Raw genomic sequence first — 16,412 nt, 5'->3', positions numbered from 1 at the left:
TGTCCGACCGCCGCTACTTACCCGGGAGTCACCACAGTGACCGACGTAACCGGCGCGCCTGCTGATGTACTGCACACCCTGTTCCACTCGGATCAGGGGGGTCATGAGCAAGTCGTGCTCTGTCAGGACCGCGCCAGCGGACTCAAGGCCGTCATCGCCGTCCACTCCACCGCGCTGGGCCCCGCGCTCGGCGGTACGCGCTTCTACCCCTACGCGAGCGAGCAGGAGGCCGTCGCCGACGCGCTGAACCTCGCCCGCGGGATGTCGTACAAGAACGCCATGGCCGGTCTCGACCACGGCGGCGGCAAGGCCGTGATCATCGGTGATCCCGACCGGGACAAGACCGAGGAGCTGCTCCTCGCCTACGGCCGGTGCGTGGCCTCGCTGGGCGGCCGGTACGTCACCGCGTGCGACGTCGGCACGTACGTCGCCGACATGGACGTCGTGGCGCGCGAGTGCCGCTGGACGACCGGCCGCTCTCCCGAGAACGGCGGCGCGGGCGACTCCTCCGTGCTGACCGCCTTCGGCGTCTACCAGGGCATGCGGGCCAGCGCCCAGCACCAGTGGGGCGACCCGTCGCTGCGCGGCCGCACGGTCGGCGTCGCGGGCGTCGGCAAGGTCGGGCACCACCTGGTGGAGCACCTGCTGGCCGAGGGCGCGCGGGTCCTGATCACGGACGTGCGGCAGGAGGCGGTGCGGCGCATCGCCGACAAGCACCCCTCCGTGGGCGTCGTCGCCGACACCGAGGCGCTGATCCGGGTCGAGGGGCTCGACATCTACGCCCCCTGCGCGCTCGGCGGCGCCCTCAGCGACGAGAGCGTGCCGGTGCTGACCGCCGAGGTGGTCTGCGGAGCGGCCAACAACCAGCTCGCCCACGCGGGCGTCGAGAAGGACCTCGCCGACCGCGGGATCCTCTACGCGCCGGACTACGTGGTGAACGCCGGCGGTGTCATCCAGGTCGCCGACGAGCTGCACGGCTTCGACTTCGAGCGGTGCAGGGAGAAGGCGGCGAAGATCTTCGACACCACACTGGCGATCTTCGCACGTGCGAAGTCGGACGGGATTCCGCCGGCCGCCGCGGCCGACCGGATCGCGGAGCAGCGGATGGCGGAGGGCCGCCGGGCGGGCTGATCCGCAAGGTGGTTGCAGGTTTGACCGGTACCCGTCGGCGGGCACTTCGAGAGAACTCTCACGTTCGTCGGCGGGTCGCCCGCCAATAAGTGGTTAAAATCGCGGTTGACCAGCGGGGAAAGGGCACCTCTCTGGTTCTGGGACCGGGCACGTCCTGTGGGCGACGTACCGTATGGGCGCGGGCTCAGGTACCGTGGAAGCCCTACGGACGGGTCTCTCCACGGAGAGCCCGTTCCAGATCATGAACGCGTGTCAAGACTCTGGGGCCACCGAGCCCCGTATCCGAGGGGGTCGAGCCATGGGGCGCGGCCGGGCAAAGGCCAAGCAGACGAAGGTCGCCCGCCAGCTGAAGTACAGCAGCGGCGGGACTGACCTCTCGCGTCTGGCCAATGAGCTGGGCGCTTCGACTTCGAGTCAGCCGCCGAATGGCGAGCCGTTCGAGGACGACGACGAGGAAGACGACCCGTACGCGCAGTACGCGGATCTGTACAACGACGACGAGGACGAGGACGACGAGTCCGGTCCGACGTCTCAACGTCGCGGAGCTTGACGCGGTGCGCGTTCGGCATTTCCCGCGGTTCTCGCAGTAACCGCACTTCACCCGGTCCAGGGCAGCAGCGCCGGACCGGGTTTTGTGCTGCCTTGTGGACCGTGGAACCTGTCGGGTGGATCAGGCCGGGCTCGCGGAACCTGATGATCCGGCCTGATCCGATCGACAGACCCTAGACGGCGTAGTCGCCGACCAGCTCGGCGCCCGTCGCGTGGTCGCCGCGCTCCGTGATCTCGCCGGCGACCCAGGCCTCGACCCCGCGGTCGGCGAGCGTGGCCAGTGCGACGTCCGCCGACTCCTGCGGCACGATCGCGATCATGCCGACGCCCATGTTCAGGGTCTTCTCCAGCTCCAGGCGCTCGACCTGGCCCGTCCGCCCGACCAGGTCGAAGACGGGGGCCGGGGTCCACGTGGAGCGGTCGACGGTCGCGTGCAGACCGTCGGGGATCACGCGGGCCAGGTTGGCCGCCAAGCCGCCACCGGTGACGTGGCTGTAGGCGTGCACGTCGGTGGTGCGGGTCAGGGCCAGGCAGTCCAGCGAGTAGATCTTCGTCGGCTCCAGGAGTTCCTCGCCGAGGGTGCGGCCGAACTCCTCGATGTGCGCGTCCAGGGCCAGACCGGCCTGGTTCAGCAGGACGTGCCGGACGAGCGAGTACCCGTTCGAGTGAAGACCGGAGGCGGCCATGGCGACGACCGCGTCACCCGTACGGATGCGATCCGCGCCGAGCAGCCGGTCGGCCTCCACGACGCCCGTACCGGCGCCCGCGACGTCGAAGTCGTCCGGGCCCAGCAGGCCGGGGTGCTCGGCGGTCTCGCCGCCCACCAGGGCGCAGCCGGCCAGTACACAGCCCTCGGCGATGCCCTTGACGATGGCGGCGACCCGCTCGGGGTGGACCTTGCCGACGCAGATGTAGTCGGTCATGAACAGCGGTTCGGCGCCGCACACCACGATGTCGTCCATGACCATGGCGACCAGGTCGTGGCCGATGGTGTCGTAGACGCCCAGCCGGCGCGCGAGGTCGACCTTCGTGCCGACACCGTCCGTGGCGGAGGCCAGCAGCGGGCGCTCGTAGCGCTTGAGGGCGGAGGCGTCGAAGAGGCCGGCGAAGCCGCCGAGGCCGCCGAGGACCTCGGGGCGCTGCGTCTTCTTCACCCACTCCTTCATCAGCTCGACGGCGCGGTCGCCCGCTTCGATGTCGACGCCCGCGGCTGCGTAGCTGGCACCAGTTGTCTCAGACATGGCTAGTGAGAACCTTCGTGTCGTACGGCAGGTGAAACGGGCTGTCTACGGGCGACGGATCGCGTCGGCCGCGGCCGTGGCGGCGGGCCCGGCGGCCAGCTCGGTCTCCAGGAGCTGCTTGCCGAGCAGCTCGGGGTCCGGGAGATCCATCGGGTACTCGCCGTCGAAGCAGGCGCGGCACAGGTTCGGCTTGGCGATGGTGGTCGCCTCGATCATGCCGTCGATGGAGATGTAGGAGAGGGAGTCGGCGCCCAGCGAGGTGCCGATCTCGTCGATCGTCATGCCGTTGGCGATGAGCTCCGCGCGGGTGGCGAAATCTATGCCGAAGAAGCACGGCCACTTCACGGGCGGCGAGGAGATCCGGATGTGGACCTCGGCCGCGCCCGCCTCGCGGAGCATCCGCACCAGGGCCCGCTGGGTGTTGCCGCGCACGATCGAGTCGTCGACGACGACCAGGCGCTTGCCCTTGATGACTTCCTTGAGCGGGTTCAGCTTCAGGCGGATGCCGAGCTGCCGGATCGTCTGCGAGGGCTGGATGAACGTACGGCCGACGTAGGCGTTCTTGACCAGTCCGGCGCCGAACGGGATGCCGGACGCCTCCGCGTAGCCGATGGCCGCGGGGGTGCCGGACTCCGGAGTCGCTATCACCAGGTCGGCCTCGACCGGGGCTTCCTTGGCGAGTTTGCGGCCCATCTCCACGCGGGAGAGGTACACGTTCCGGCCGGCGATGTCGGTGTCCGGGCGGGCCAGGTAGACGTACTCGAAGACACAGCCCTTGGGCTTCGCTTCCGCGAATCGCGAGGTGCGCAGGCCGTTCTCGTCGATGGCGACGAACTCGCCGGGCTCGATCTCGCGGACGTACGCGGCGCCGCAGATGTCCAGGGCGGCGGACTCGGAGGCGACGACCCAGCCGCGCTCCAGGCGGCCGAGGACCAGCGGGCGGATGCCCTGCGGGTCGCGGGCGGCGTAGAGGGTGTGCTCGTCCATGAAGACGAGCGAGAAGGCGCCCTGCACCTGGGGAAGGATCCGGGCGGACGCCTCCTCGATGGTCAGCGGCTTGCCGTCGTCGTCGACCTGGGCCGCGAGGAGCGCGGTGAGCAGGTCGGTGTCGTTGGTGGCCGCGACCCGGGTGGACCGGCCGTTGGTGTCCTTCGGGAGGTCGGCGACCATCTCGGCGAGCTGCGCCGTGTTGACCAGGTTGCCGTTGTGGCCGAGCGCGATGGAACCGTGCGCGGTGGCCCGGAACGTCGGCTGGGCGTTCTCCCACACGGAGGCACCGGTGGTCGAGTAGCGGGCGTGACCGACCGCGATGTGACCCTGGAGCGAACCGAGCGAGGTCTCGTCGAAGACCTGGGACACGAGGCCCATGTCCTTGAAGACGAGGATCTGGGAGCCGTTGCTGACCGCGATACCCGCGGATTCCTGGCCTCGATGCTGGAGGGCGTAGAGCCCGAAGTAAGTGAGCTTGGCGACCTCTTCGCCGGGAGCCCAGACACCGAAGACGCCGCAAGCGTCCTGGGGGCCTTTCTCGCCGGGGAGCAGATCATGACTGAGTCGACCGTCACCACGTGGCACGCCACCGAGTGTAGGCGAGATCGACCACTGGTCCGAATTGGGTAATGCCCCAAAACGGACCGTCGTGCTGGGTCACCCGTCGGCGGCAGCGGTGACGGTCCCGGCGTTCTTGCTGGTCAGCGTGAGGCTGTCGTGATCCAGCGCGTAGGACACCGTGGAGTCGAAGAGCCGCAGGAGCCTCTCCTCCGAGGTCATGAGTGAGGCTTCGCACATCATCCGGGTCGTGGACGGGGCGCCCAGGGTGATATGTCCGTCGCGGACCGTCGCGGTGGCGTTCACCTTGTTGCAGCCGAGGCTGCCGGAGACCTTCCGGCCCTTCTCGTCGAAGGTGAGGTGGGCCCGGCCGCCCGCGGCGGGGGACGTGACGACCCACTTCGTGCCGTCCAGCGGGGCGGTGGCCCGGGCCGCGGTCTCCTTGATGAGGTCGACGCGGTCGCCGTCGGCGGTGGTGAGCGTCATTCTGTCGCCCTTGACCTTCGGCGTGAGGGGGTGGTCGGCGAGGGTGGCGGCGAAGTTCCGTTCGAAGGCCATGGGGACGTCCTCGCAGGCCATGGCCGTCGACTCGATGCGGCCGAGCGAGAGACGGTTGCCCTCGAAGGCGGCCGTGGAGGCGAAGCCGTTGCAGCCGAGGTTGCCCTTGACCTCGCCGTCCCCGGCGATCCGCAGATACGCCCGGTCCGGCGCACGGCTGGTGCGGCCGTTCACGGTGAGACCGTCGACCGCCCAGCGGACGCCGGTCACGGAGGTGCCGGCCTCGGCCGAGGCGCTGCCGCCGTCACCGGCCTGTTCACTGCCGCAGGCGGCGGCGAGCGGGAGGAGGGCGGCCACGGCGGTCGCTGTCAGGGCCGGGCGCCGCCGGTGTCCGGAGGGGTGGGGTCGCTCCTTGTACGTGTACCGGTACATGCTGATTCGACGGACCGCGGAGGCGACCGGTTCCCCTCGCGTCACCCCATCAGCGGCAGCAGCCCGGCCAGGTCCGCCCGCTCCCCGCTCGCCCTGACCGCGCCCTCCGCCACGGCGTCCCGCCACTCCACACGTCCGGTCGCCAGCCGGACCCAGGTGAGCGGGTCGGTCTCGACGACGTTCGGCGGAGTGCCACGGGTGTGCCGCGGCCCCTCGACGCACTGCACCACGGCGTACGGCGGGATCCGCACCTCCGTCGAACCGCCGGGGGCCCTGGCGGCGAGGGCGTCGGCCAGGAGCCGGGTGCAGGCTGCCAGCGCCTGGCGGTCCTGCGGGACGCCGAGGCCGGGAACGGCCGCGTTCAGGTCGTCGGTGTGGACGACGAGCTCGACGGTGCGGGTGACGAGGTGGTCGGCGAGGCTCATGGCACCGGTGCGGGTGGCGAGGAGCCGGGTGTCCGGGGCGGTGGCCAGGCATGCGGTGAGCCGCTCCTCGACGCGGGCGTACAGCGCGTCGAGGTCGGGGTTCGCGGCGGCCAGTCGGCGGGTGCCGTCGGCGATGTCCACGGCCCGGGCGGCGGTGGCGAACGGCCACTGCGGAAGGGTGAGTTCCGCCTTCGGGGGCGCCTCCCGGTCGAGGTTGCGGCTGACGGACTCGACGGCCATGGCCAGGTGCGCCGCCAGGTCCCGTACGGTCCAGCCCGTGAGCCGAGTGGGCAGCTCCAGCTGTTCGGGGGTGAGGGTGCGGACGGCCGCGCGGACGTTCCCGAACTGGGCGAGCACGGCGGTCCGGATCTTGGCGGGGGCGTAGGCGCGAGCGCGCTTCTTGGCCGGGGGCATGGCGGTGAGCCTAGGCCGTGGGACTGACAGTCCCCTCGGGGCGGGCGACGCCCGGCACGTCACGTCGTCGCCCGACCCGGGCAGGTCCGACACGCGGTTCCCTCCGACATGCGACGCACCGCACCGGACGCCGGCACCCGCTGCTCCGACGCGCACGGCCGGACGCGGCCTGGTGCACCCGTCGGTCGGTACGGCGCCGACCCGGCGACCCGCCCGTCCTTCAGCCCGCCCACCCGTCGGCACGCGGAAGGCCCCGACCGTCGGAACGGACGCTGTTGGTAAATCCGCCCCGCTGGATCTCATCCGGCGGGGCGGAGTGCTGCGAAGGGTGAGACGCGGGTGCGGGCGAGGGGTCTGCCGGTGAGCCAGGCATCGATGCGGGCGAGGTTGATGGCGGCGCCGGTGAAGTGGTGTTGCAGTCGGGTCTTTGCGAGACCGCGGTAGCGGGATCTGCGCAGGCCGAAGGCTTGGACGCCTTGGGAGATGCTGCCCTCGACGCCGGCGCGGTGTCCGTAGCGGCGGCGCCAGTGGTCGGTGTCCTGCTCGGTGCGGGCCTGCTGAAGAATCTCGTGCTCGGCTTTCGGCCGCAGGGTCAGGTTGCGGCCGGTTCCGGCGTTGGTGCAGGACGTTCGCAGTTCGCAGGGGCCGCAGTGCCGTTCGGCGAAGCGGACGCGGGTGACCGGGGTGCCTCGGTGGCTGCGGGTGTCTCGCCACGAAACGCTGATGTGGCCACCAGGACAGACGGCGTGGCGCTGGTCCCAGTCGATGGTGAAGCGGGTGCTGTCGAAGAAGCCGCCGGTCACCTGGTGCCGGTTGGTGTTCTTCCCCACCGGTCCGACGAGGTCGATGCTGTGATCGCGGCGGGCGTGGTGGATCTGCTCGGCATCCACGTATCCGGCGTCCACCAGGTGTTCGTCCGGCACCAGTCCGCGTTCAGCCAGGGCGGTGTGGATGTCCTCCAGCACCGCGCCGTCGGTCACTGGTGCCGGGGTGGTGTGGATGTGGGTGATCAGGTGCGGGGCGTCGGGCTCGCAGGTCTCGCTGAGATGAACCTTGTATCCGGACCAGCCCAGATCCCGCTTCGCCCCGGTCCTGGCCTCGGGCTCGTGCGGGGTGCGTAAGCGGATCAGACCGGGCGGGGTGTTCTTCGGCTCCCGCCAGCGCACGGCCCCCTCGGCCTGGTGGAACTGCTGCACCCAGGTCTGACGCAGGAACTCCACCGCGGGCAGATGCCGCAGGCCGGGCGGTGCCGACGCCGACCAGGCGGCTTGGAGCAGCACCATGCCGTCGGCCCCGCACTGGTCGCCGTGCTCGACGCGGGCGGCCCACCGGGAGGGGAAACGGCTGTCCTCCGGCCGGGCCGAGTACCGGTCGAACCACTCCGGCGCCGCCACGGTCACCAGCCAGTCCCCGGCCGCCTCGGCGATCTGGTTCAGTGCCGTGCGCAGCGTCTCGACCACGAACTCCAGCCGGCTCAGGTCCCTGGTCACGGCCAGTACATGAGTGGCGTCCGTGCGCTGCCGCTTGCCCGCCGTGACCAGCCCCGCTTCCCCGGCGGCGGTCAGTACCGCGTCGAACACCGCCCGGCCCGCATCCGACTCGGCTAGCCGGGCCCGGAACTCACTGAGCACGGAGAAGTCGAACCCCGTGTCGGCCAGCTCCAGCGACAGGGCGTACTTCCAGTCCAGACGCGAGCGCACCGCGTGCGCGGCCTGCCGGTCGGTCAGCCCCTCCGCGAACTGCAACACCGACACCAGCGCCAGCCGGGCCGGTGACACCGCCGGACGCCCTCGCACCGGGAACAGCTCCTCGAAATCGACGTCGGCGAAGACCGGCCCGAGCGCATCCCGTACCCGCATCACCAGACAGCCCTTCGGGAACACCGCACGCGCCAACCGCACGGTCTCCTCAGGGATCTCCGCCAACTCCACCCCACGCAACGACACGAACCCACCCCAGAAACACGACGACGGCCTGCACAACCCCAACGGGGTCACACAGGCCGTCGTCACGCAAACCCCGGATTTACCAACAGCGTCCGTCGGAACGGGCGGGGCCTTCACCGTCGTACGACCGCTGTGGCGCGACGCGAGGCGGGCGCCGGGGCGTCGTTACGCGAGCAGCGCCGGGATGGTCTCCTCGTGGGCCGTGCGGAGCTCGTCCAGGGGAAGGGTGAACTCGCCCTGGACCTCGACCGCGTCACCGTCGACGACACCGATGCGGGCGACGGGCAGGCCGCGCGCCCCGCACATGTCGGTGAAGCGGAGTTCCTCGGAGCGCGGCACGGCGACGACCGCGCGCCCCGCCGACTCGGAGAAGAGGAAGGTGAAGGCGTCGAGCCCGTCCGGTACGACCAGTCGCGCGCCCTTGCCGCCGAGCAGCGCCGACTCGACCACGGCCTGGACCAGACCGCCGTCGGACAGGTCGTGCGCGGAGTCGATCATGCCGTCGCGGGAGGCGGAGATCAGGATCTCGGCGAGCAGCCGCTCGCGCTCCAGGTCGACCTTGGGGGGCAGGCCGCCCAGGTGGTCGTGGACGACCTGGGACCAGGCCGAGCCACCGAACTCCTCACGCGTGTCGCCGAGGAGGTAGAGCAGGTGCCCCTCCTCCTGGAAGGCGACCGGCGTGCGCCGGGCCACGTCGTCGATGACTCCCAGGACCGCCACGACCGGGGTCGGATGGATGGCCACCTCGCCCGTCTGGTTGTAGAGGGAGACGTTGCCGCCGGTCACCGGGGTGCCGAGCTGCTGGCAGGCGTCGGCGAGACCGCGGATCGCCTCGGCGAACTGCCACATGACGGCCGGGTCCTCGGGCGAGCCGAAGTTCAGGCAGTCGGAGACGGCGAGCGGCTTGGCGCCGGTGGTCGCCACGTTGCGGTAGGCCTCCGAGAGCGCCAGCTGGGCGCCCGCGTACGGGTCGAGCTTGGCGTACCGGCCGTTGCCGTCGGTCGCGATGGCGACCCCGAGGCCGGTCTCCTCGTCGATCCGGATCATCCCGGAGTCCTCGGGCTGGGCGAGGACGGTGTTGCCCTGCACGAAGTGGTCGTACTGCGAGGTGATCCACTTCTTGGACGCCTGGTTGGGCGACGACACCAGCCGCAGGACCTGGTCCCGCAGCTCGGCCGGGGTCGCCGGGCGGGGCAGCTTGTTCGCGTCGTCGGCCTGGAGGGCGTCCTGCCAGGACGGGCGGGCGTAGGGGCGCTCGTAGACCGGGCCGTCGTGGGCGACCGTGCGCGGGTCGACGTCGACGATCTTGCCGCCGTGCCAGAAGATCTCGAGGCGGTCGCCGTCGGTCACCTCACCGATGACGGTGGCGATGACGTCCCACTTGTCGCAGATCTCGAGGAAACGCTCGACCTTCGCCGGCTCGACCACCGCGCACATGCGTTCCTGCGACTCGCTCATGAGGATTTCCTCGGGCGAGAGCGTCGAGTCGCGCAGGGGTACGTCGTCGAGGGTGACGCTCATGCCGCCGGAGCCGTTGGAGGCGAGCTCGGAGGTCGCGCAGGACAGGCCGGCCGCGCCGAGATCCTGGATGCCGACGACCAGCTTCTCCCTGAAGGCCTCCAGGGTGCACTCGATGAGGAGCTTCTCCTGGAAGGGGTCGCCGACCTGGACGGCCGGGCGCTTGGAGGGCTTGGCGTCGTCGAAGGTCTCACTCGCCAGGATCGACGCACCGCCGATGCCGTCGCCGCCGGTCCGGGCCCCGTACAGGATGACCTTGTTGCCCGCGCCGGACGCCTTCGCGAGGTGGATGTCCTCGTGCCGCATGACACCGATGGCACCGGCGTTGACCAGCGGGTTGCCCTGGTAGCAGGCGTCGAAGACGACCTCGCCGCCGATGTTCGGCAGGCCGAGACAGTTGCCGTAGCCGCCGATGCCGGCCACGACACCCGGCAGCACGCGCTTGGTGTCGGGGTGGTCGGCCGCGCCGAACCGAAGGGGGTCGACGACCGCGACCGGGCGGGCGCCCATCGCGATGATGTCGCGCACGATGCCGCCGACGCCGGTGGCCGCGCCCTGGTAGGGCTCCACGTACGACGGGTGGTTGTGCGACTCGACCTTGAAGGTGACCGCGTAGCCCTGGCCGACGTCCACGACGCCCGCGTTCTCGCCGATGCCGACGAGGAGGGCGTCCGACTGCGGGGCCTTCTCGCCGAACTGGCGCAGGTGCACCTTGCTGCTCTTGTACGAGCAGTGCTCGGACCACATGACGGAGTACATGGCGAGCTCGGCACCGGTGGGCCGGCGGCCGAGGATCTCCACGACCCGCTCGTACTCGTCCTTCTTCAGACCGAGTTCGGCCCAGGGCAGCTCGACGTCGGGGGTCGCGGCCGCGTGCTCGACCGTGTCCAGAGGCGTCCGGCTCATGCGTTGACCAGCTTCTTGAGGATCGAGGTGAAGAACGGCAGGCCGTCGGTACGACCGGTACCGATCAGCGACTCGACGGCGTGCTCCGGGTGCGGCATCAGGCCCACGACGTTGCCGGCCGCGTTGGTGATGCCGGCGATGTCACGGAGGCTGCCGTTGGGGTTGAAGTCCATGTACCGGAAGGCGACGCGGCCCTCGGCCTCGAGCTGGTCGAGGGTGTACTCGTCGGCGACGTACCGGCCGTCCATGTTCTTCAGCGGGATGTGGATCTCCTGGCCGGCCGAGTAGTCGGTCGTCCAGGCGGTGTCCGCGTTCTCCACCCGCAGCTTCTGGTCGCGGCAGATGAAGTGGAGGTGGTCGTTGCCGAGCATCGCACCGGGCAGCAGGTGGGCCTCGGTGAGGATCTGGAATCCGTTGCAGATGCCGAGGACCGGAAGACCGACCTTCGCCTGCTCGAGGAGCGGTTCCATCACCGGCGAGAAGCGCGCGATGGCTCCGGCCCGCAGATAGTCGCCGTAGGAGAAACCCCCGCACAGCACCACGGCGTCGACCTGCTTGAGGTCCTTGTCCTTGTGCCAGAGAGCGACCGGTTCGGCGCCCGCGACGCGGATCGCGCGCTGGGTGTCCCGGTCGTCGAGGCTGCCGGGGAAAGTGACGACGCCAATACGAGCGGTCACTTCGCGGCCCCCGCGACTTCCTCCACCTTGACGGTGAAGTCCTCGATCACGGTGTTGGCGAGGAAGGATTCCGCAAGATCGTGGATGCGGGCGAGCGCGGCCTCGTCGACCGGGCCGTCAACTTCCAGTTCGAATCGCTTTCCCTGACGTACGTCGGAGATGCCTTCGAAACCCAGCCGCGGCAGTGCGCGCTGCACCGCCTGGCCCTGGGGGTCGAGGATCTCCGGCTTGAGCATGACGTCGACTACGACGCGTGCCACTGGCACTCCCGGTGTGTGGTGCTGAGCAGGTTCCTTCAGACTACCCGTACAAAATTTCTACGCGGGTAGAGTTGGAGGAATCTACGTGACGGCGATCACGATCCGGTGTCGAAGGGGTGCCTTCACGAAAAGTTCAGGGAAAGATCCCCGAGCAAACCGGCATACCCATTGCGCCGGGACACGCGGGCAGATTTAGTCGGGCTTCACAATGCAATGCCGGGCACTGTACAAATGAATTGGCAATAGCCGATACTTTGCCCAATATCAGGCGGACAGTCGGCATCTCCGAGACGTCCTGGCACGTCATCGCAGAGATGCCGCACGAAGGGACCGATTATTCGTGGCGCAGCGTGTCGTAGTCACTCTCTTTGACGACATCGACGGCTCGGAAGCGGCGGAGACGATCGCCTTCGGGCTCGACGGCAAGTCGTACGAGATCGACCTGAACCAAGCCAATGCCAAGAAACTGCGTAAGGCACTCGAGCCGTACCTCGAGGCCGGCCGCAAGCGTTCGCGGTCGGGCCGGGCGTACCGGCAGACGGAGGTCGCCCCCGACCCGGCGGCCGTCCGGGCATGGGCCCAGGCGAACAAGATGGACGTCCCGGCGCGCGGCCGGATCCCCAAGAAGGTCTACGAGGCGTTCGCCGAGGCGCAGTGAGCCGTGGGCCGACGGCCGGTCACCCGCCCCTCGGAAGAGCCGACTTGCGCTGCACCCCTCCTGGTCAGCTAGAGTCTGGAGCACGCCGAGGGGCAAGGCCGAAAAGCCCACCTCACGGAGTACACGCGGGTGTAGTTCAGTAGTAGAACATCCCCCTTCCAGGGGGAAGGCGCAGTGTGCAATTCCTGTCACCCGCTCTGCACCGCCGATCCGACCACTCCTGTGGATCAGGTAGGCTGGTGCTCGCGCCGATCGGTGAGAGCCGGTCGGAGGCAATGCGGACGTAGCTCAGTTGGTAGAGCGCAACCTTGCCAAGGTTGAGGTCGCCAGTTCGAACCTGGTCGTCCGCTCCATGAATGAAGGCCCCAGTCCTTGACTGGGGCCTTTGTCGTGCCCCGATCGTCCGCGGCGTCCCCGGTTATCCACGGCCGTCTGACATTTGTCATGCCGAGTGATGACACCGCGCACTGCTGCCGGGGCCGGTGGGCCGGGACGCTGAGGACATGGACACCAACGAACGCGAACACGTGATTGAGGTCACTGACCTGCGGCGTGTGTACGGGGGCGGGTTCGAGGCGGTACGCGGGATCACGTTCTCCGTGCGCCGCGGCGAGGTCTTCGCCCTGCTGGGCACCAACGGCGCGGGCAAGACGTCGACGGTCGAGCTGCTGGAGGGGCTGGCACGGCCGGCCGGCGGACGGGTGCGGGTCCTCGGCCACGATCCGTACACCGACCGGGCCGCCGTACGGCCCCGTACCGGCGTCATGCTCCAGGAGGGCGGCTTCCCCTCCGAGCTGACCGTCGCCGAGACCGCGAGGCTGTGGGCGGGCTGCACCAGCGGGGCGCGCCCCGAGCGGGAGGCACTCGCCGCGGTCGGGCTGGATCGCCGGGCCGGGGTGCGGGTGAAACAGCTGTCCGGAGGTGAGCGGCGACGCCTGGACCTGGCGCTCGCCCTGCTCGGTGAGCCCGAGGTGCTGTTCCTCGACGAGCCGACGACGGGGCTGGACGCCGAAGGACGCCGGGACACCTGGGACTTGGTGCGGGCCCTGCGCGACGCGGGGACGACCGTACTGCTCACCACGCACTACCTGGAGGAGGCGGAGGGCCTCGCCGACCGGCTCGCCATCCTGCACGAGGGCCGTGTCGCGGCGGCCGGGACACCCGAGGAGGTGACCGCCGGGCAGCCGTCGCGGATCTCCTTCGAACTGCCCCAGGGGTACTTCGTGGGGGACCTGCCGCCGCTGGCCGAGCTGGGCGTGTGCGGCCACGACGTGGAGGGGCGCCTCGTCCGGCTGCGGACCCGGGAGCTCCAGCGGGCGGCCACCCGGCTGCTGGTGTGGGCCGAGGGAGCGGGCGTCGAACTGCGGAGGCTGGACATGCGCTCGGCTTCACTGGAGGAGGCGTTCCTGGGCATCGCGCGGGACACGTCGGAGCGGGACGCGTTGGAGCGGGACGGCGCCGAGCGGGGATCGGCGGAGCGGGGATCGCCCGAGCGGGGCGGGTCGGAGCGGAACGCCTCACCTGGGCACGCGTCGGAGCAGGCCGGAGAGTACGCGGCATGAGCGGCGCCCTGACCACCCCGGTGGGCCGTATGACCGCCCTGGCCCGCGCCGAGCTGACGCTTCTCGGACGCAACCGCAGCGCGCTCCTGTCGGCCGTGTTCGTACCGCTGGCCCTGCCGTTCAGCGTGCGGTCGGTGAGCGACCAGATGAACCTCGACGACGTCGGCCTCAGCGTCGGGCTGGTCATGCTGCCCGCCGCGATCGGCTTCTCGCTGCTCTTCGCGGTCTACGCGACGCTCGTGGGGGTCTTCGCCGCCCGGCGCGAGGAACTGGTCCTCAAGCGGCTGCGCGCCGGCGAGCTGCGCGACACCGAGATCCTCTGCGGAGCCGCGCTGCCGGCCGCCGCCCTCGGTCTCGCCCAGGCACTGATCATGACGGCGGGCTGCGCGGTCCTGCTCGACGTGCCGGCCCCGAAGACGCCCCAACTCGCCGTGGTGGGACTGCTGTTGGGCCTCACGGTGTGCACGGCCCTGGCTGCGGTCACGGCGAGCTTCACCCGGACCGTGGAGAGCGCGCAGGTCACCTCGCTGCCACTGGTCCTGGTGTCGATGACGGCCTCCGGGATCGTCGTACCGCTGGAACTGCTGCCCGACCGGCTGACCGCGGTGTGCCAACTGCTGCCGCTGACCCCGGTGATCACCCTGGTGCGCGGCGGCTGGAGCGGCGACCTCTCCGCGTACGAGACGCTCGGACCGTTGATGACCGCCCTGGCCTGGACCGCCGTGGGCGTGTTTGCTGTACGGCGGTGGTTCCGGTGGGAGCCGCGACGCTGACGGACGGGGGGAGCGAGGTGCGCGGGCCGGTGCGATGGTGGCGGGGAAAGAGCACGCCGGCGAAGGTCGAGACGTACACGCGGTGGTCGTTCCACTTCTTCGTGGTGGTCGAGGTCGCGACGTTCGGGCTCCCGGCCTTCAGCGAGGTGCCGGCGCCGACGGCGGGCTGGCTGCTGCTGATGGTGTGCGCGCACGCGGCGGCCTGCGCGGTGACCGCGTCCCGGGCGCTGGACTGGACGCGTGGGCGCCGCGAGCAGCCCGTGCGCCTGCTGTGGGGGCTCGCCGCGATCACCGCGGTGATCGCGGCGACGGCGATCGCCGTCGAGGAGCTGGGACCGGCCGGCGACGGCGTCGACTCCGCGGCGGGCGCCCTCTTCGCGGGCGTGCTCTGCTACGGCGCCGGCGTCATCACACTCGGTGTCCGCGACCGGCTGCGCGCCTTCGCGGTCGTGGGCGGTTTCGCGGCGGCCTCCGGGATTCTGGCGCTGCCGGCGGGTGCCTCCGGGCCCGGCGCGCTCGGCGCGATGCTCGCCGTGCTGGTCGGCGCCGGGTTCCTCGCCTCCACCTCCATGTTCTCCGTCTGGCTCCTCAACGCGGTCTACGAGCTCGACGAGGCCCGCGAGACCCGCGCCCGCCTCGCCGTCGCCGAGGAACGGCTGCGGTTCGGGCGCGATCTGCACGACGTGATGGGGCGGAACCTGGCCGTGATCGCGCTGAAGAGCGAGCTCGCCGTACAGCTGGCGCGGCGCGGGCGGCCGGAGGCCGTGGACCAGATGACCGAGGTGCAGCGCATCGCGCGGGAGTCGCAGCGCGAGGTACGGGATGTCGTACGGGGATATCGCGAGGCCGACCTCGGTGTCGAACTCGCCGGTGCGCAGGGGGTGTTGACGGCGGCGGGAATCCGGTGCGAAGTGAGCGGGGAGGCGGACGGGCTGCCCGCCGAGGTGCAGTCGGCGCTCGGCTGGGTGGTGCGGGAGGCGACGACCAACGTGTTGCGGCACGGGGACGCGGGGCGGTGCGCGGTGGCCCTGCGGGTGACGCCGGAGCACGTGGTGCTGACGGTGGAGAACGACGGGGCCGGCGGTCCGCCGGGGGAGGGCGGCTCGGGGCTGACGGGGCTGCGGGAGCGGCTGACGGCGGTGGACGGGACGCTGGAGGCGGGGTCCGTCGCCGAGGACCGGTTCAGGGTGGTGGCCACGGTGCCGCTGCCGACGGCACCAGCGGTGAGCGAGGTCGTCGCGTGACACCCGTACGCCTTCTGCTCGCCGACGACGAGCACCTCATCCGGGGTGCGCTGGCCGCGCTCCTGTCCCTGGAGGACGACCTGGTGGTCGTCGCGGAGGCGGCCAGCGGGCCCGAGGCACTGGCGATGGCCCTGTCCCACGCACCCGACGTGGCCGTCCTCGATCTGCAGATGCCCGGTGCGGACGGTGTGAAGGTCGCCACATCGCTGCGCACCGAACTGCCCGGCTGCAGGGTGCTGATCGTCACCAGTCACGGGCGGCCCGGCCATCTGAAGCGGGCCCTGGAGGCGGGCGTGCGCGGATTCGTGCCGAAGACCGTCAGCGCGCGGCGGCTGGCGGAGATCATCCGTACGGTGCACGCGGGGAGCCGTTACGTCGACCCGGAGTTGGCCGCCGACGCGATCGCCGCCGGTGACTCGCCGCTGACGTCGCGGGAGGCCGAGGTGCTGGAGCTGGCCGCCGACGGGGCACCCGTCGCGGAGATCGCGCGGCGGGCCGCGCTGTCGCAGGGGACCGTCCGCAACTACCTCTCGTCGGCCGTCTCCAAACTCGGCGCGGACAACCGTCATGCGGCGGTGCGTCTCGCCCGGGAGCGAGGTTGGGTATAGTTGCTCTCGCGCCACGGCGCAG

The 16,412-nt window shown here is 70.7% G+C and carries 15 protein-coding genes and 2 tRNA genes; 9 read left to right on the top strand and 8 right to left on the bottom strand.

Annotated features, from left to right (window positions below):
- Positions 1-36: 36 nt before the first annotated feature.
- Both OG985_RS24425 and OG985_RS24420 read left to right on the top strand, forming a co-directional pair.
- A complete protein-coding gene (locus OG985_RS24425; RefSeq protein ID WP_371670464.1) occupies positions 37-1,131 on the top strand; it encodes a Leu/Phe/Val dehydrogenase in 1,095 nt (364 codons plus the stop codon).
- A gap of 298 nt (positions 1,132-1,429) precedes the next feature.
- On the top strand, positions 1,430-1,681 hold the full coding sequence (locus tag OG985_RS24420; protein WP_010985561.1) for a DUF3073 domain-containing protein: 252 nt from the start codon (positions 1,430-1,432) through the stop codon (positions 1,679-1,681).
- A 172-nt stretch (positions 1,682-1,853) separates the two neighbouring features.
- Here the strand turns inward: OG985_RS24420 and purM are convergent, their stop codons facing one another.
- The 8 genes from purM to purS form a co-directional block, all read right to left on the bottom strand.
- A complete protein-coding gene (purM, locus tag OG985_RS24415) occupies positions 1,854-2,921 on the bottom strand; it encodes a phosphoribosylformylglycinamidine cyclo-ligase (protein WP_371670463.1) in 1,068 nt (355 codons plus the stop codon).
- A gap of 45 nt (positions 2,922-2,966) precedes the next feature.
- Complete coding sequence (gene purF / locus OG985_RS24410) at positions 2,967-4,496, bottom strand: amidophosphoribosyltransferase (RefSeq protein WP_371670462.1); 1,530 nt, start codon at positions 4,494-4,496, stop codon at positions 2,967-2,969.
- Between the two features lie 72 nt (positions 4,497-4,568).
- Entirely contained in the window at positions 4,569-5,399 is an 831-nt protein-coding gene (locus OG985_RS24405) for an META domain-containing protein (protein ID WP_371670461.1), read from the bottom strand.
- A gap of 41 nt (positions 5,400-5,440) precedes the next feature.
- The gene (locus OG985_RS24400) at positions 5,441-6,238 is read right to left on the bottom strand and encodes a sterol carrier family protein (protein ID WP_371670460.1); all 798 of its coding nucleotides are present in this window, start codon (positions 6,236-6,238) and stop codon (positions 5,441-5,443) included.
- Positions 6,239-6,537: 299 nt separating this feature from the next.
- Positions 6,538-8,184, bottom strand: a complete 1,647-nt coding sequence (locus OG985_RS24395) for an IS1182 family transposase (protein WP_331718584.1) — start codon at positions 8,182-8,184, stop codon at positions 6,538-6,540.
- Positions 8,185-8,349: 165 nt separating this feature from the next.
- A complete protein-coding gene (gene purL / locus OG985_RS24390) occupies positions 8,350-10,608 on the bottom strand; it encodes a phosphoribosylformylglycinamidine synthase subunit PurL (RefSeq protein WP_371670459.1) in 2,259 nt (752 codons plus the stop codon).
- The gene (gene purQ, locus OG985_RS24385; protein ID WP_371670458.1) at positions 10,605-11,285 is read right to left on the bottom strand and encodes a phosphoribosylformylglycinamidine synthase subunit PurQ; all 681 of its coding nucleotides are present in this window, start codon (positions 11,283-11,285) and stop codon (positions 10,605-10,607) included. Before purQ ends, purL begins: the two co-directional genes overlap by 4 nt.
- Entirely contained in the window at positions 11,282-11,545 is a 264-nt protein-coding gene (gene purS / locus OG985_RS24380; RefSeq protein WP_266399704.1) for a phosphoribosylformylglycinamidine synthase subunit PurS, read from the bottom strand. The genes purQ and purS overlap by 4 nt, the downstream gene beginning before the upstream one ends.
- 340 nt (positions 11,546-11,885) lie before the next feature.
- Here purS and OG985_RS24375 point away from each other — a divergent pair, with 340 nt between their 5' ends.
- From OG985_RS24375 to OG985_RS24345, 7 genes are all read left to right on the top strand, one after another.
- A complete protein-coding gene (locus OG985_RS24375) occupies positions 11,886-12,203 on the top strand; it encodes an Lsr2 family protein (protein WP_371670457.1) in 318 nt (105 codons plus the stop codon).
- Positions 12,204-12,328: 125 nt separating this feature from the next.
- Positions 12,329-12,400: transfer RNA gene (locus OG985_RS24370), tRNA-Gly, on the top strand.
- 80 nt (positions 12,401-12,480) lie between these two features.
- Positions 12,481-12,556: transfer RNA gene (locus OG985_RS24365), tRNA-Gly, on the top strand.
- 150 nt (positions 12,557-12,706) lie between these two features.
- A complete protein-coding gene (locus OG985_RS24360) occupies positions 12,707-13,765 on the top strand; it encodes an ABC transporter ATP-binding protein (RefSeq protein WP_371670456.1) in 1,059 nt (352 codons plus the stop codon).
- A complete protein-coding gene (locus tag OG985_RS24355) occupies positions 13,762-14,538 on the top strand; it encodes an ABC transporter permease (RefSeq protein WP_371670455.1) in 777 nt (258 codons plus the stop codon). Before OG985_RS24360 ends, OG985_RS24355 begins: the two co-directional genes overlap by 4 nt.
- Positions 14,520-15,782, top strand: a complete 1,263-nt coding sequence (locus OG985_RS24350) for a sensor histidine kinase (RefSeq protein WP_371670454.1) — start codon at positions 14,520-14,522, stop codon at positions 15,780-15,782. Before OG985_RS24355 ends, OG985_RS24350 begins: the two co-directional genes overlap by 19 nt.
- Positions 15,779-16,390: a response regulator gene (locus OG985_RS24345; RefSeq protein WP_371670453.1), complete on the top strand. Its 612-nt coding sequence runs from the start codon at positions 15,779-15,781 to the stop codon at positions 16,388-16,390. The genes OG985_RS24350 and OG985_RS24345 overlap by 4 nt, the downstream gene beginning before the upstream one ends.
- The last annotated feature ends 22 nt before the right edge of the window (positions 16,391-16,412 follow it).

Origin of the sequence: Streptomyces sp. NBC_00289, assembly GCF_041435115.1 — a bacterium.
In the GTDB taxonomy this organism is placed as follows: domain Bacteria; phylum Actinomycetota; class Actinomycetes; order Streptomycetales; family Streptomycetaceae; genus Streptomyces.
Note: the sequence above shows the minus strand (reverse complement) of the source record. Positions and strands in the feature narration are given on the sequence as shown.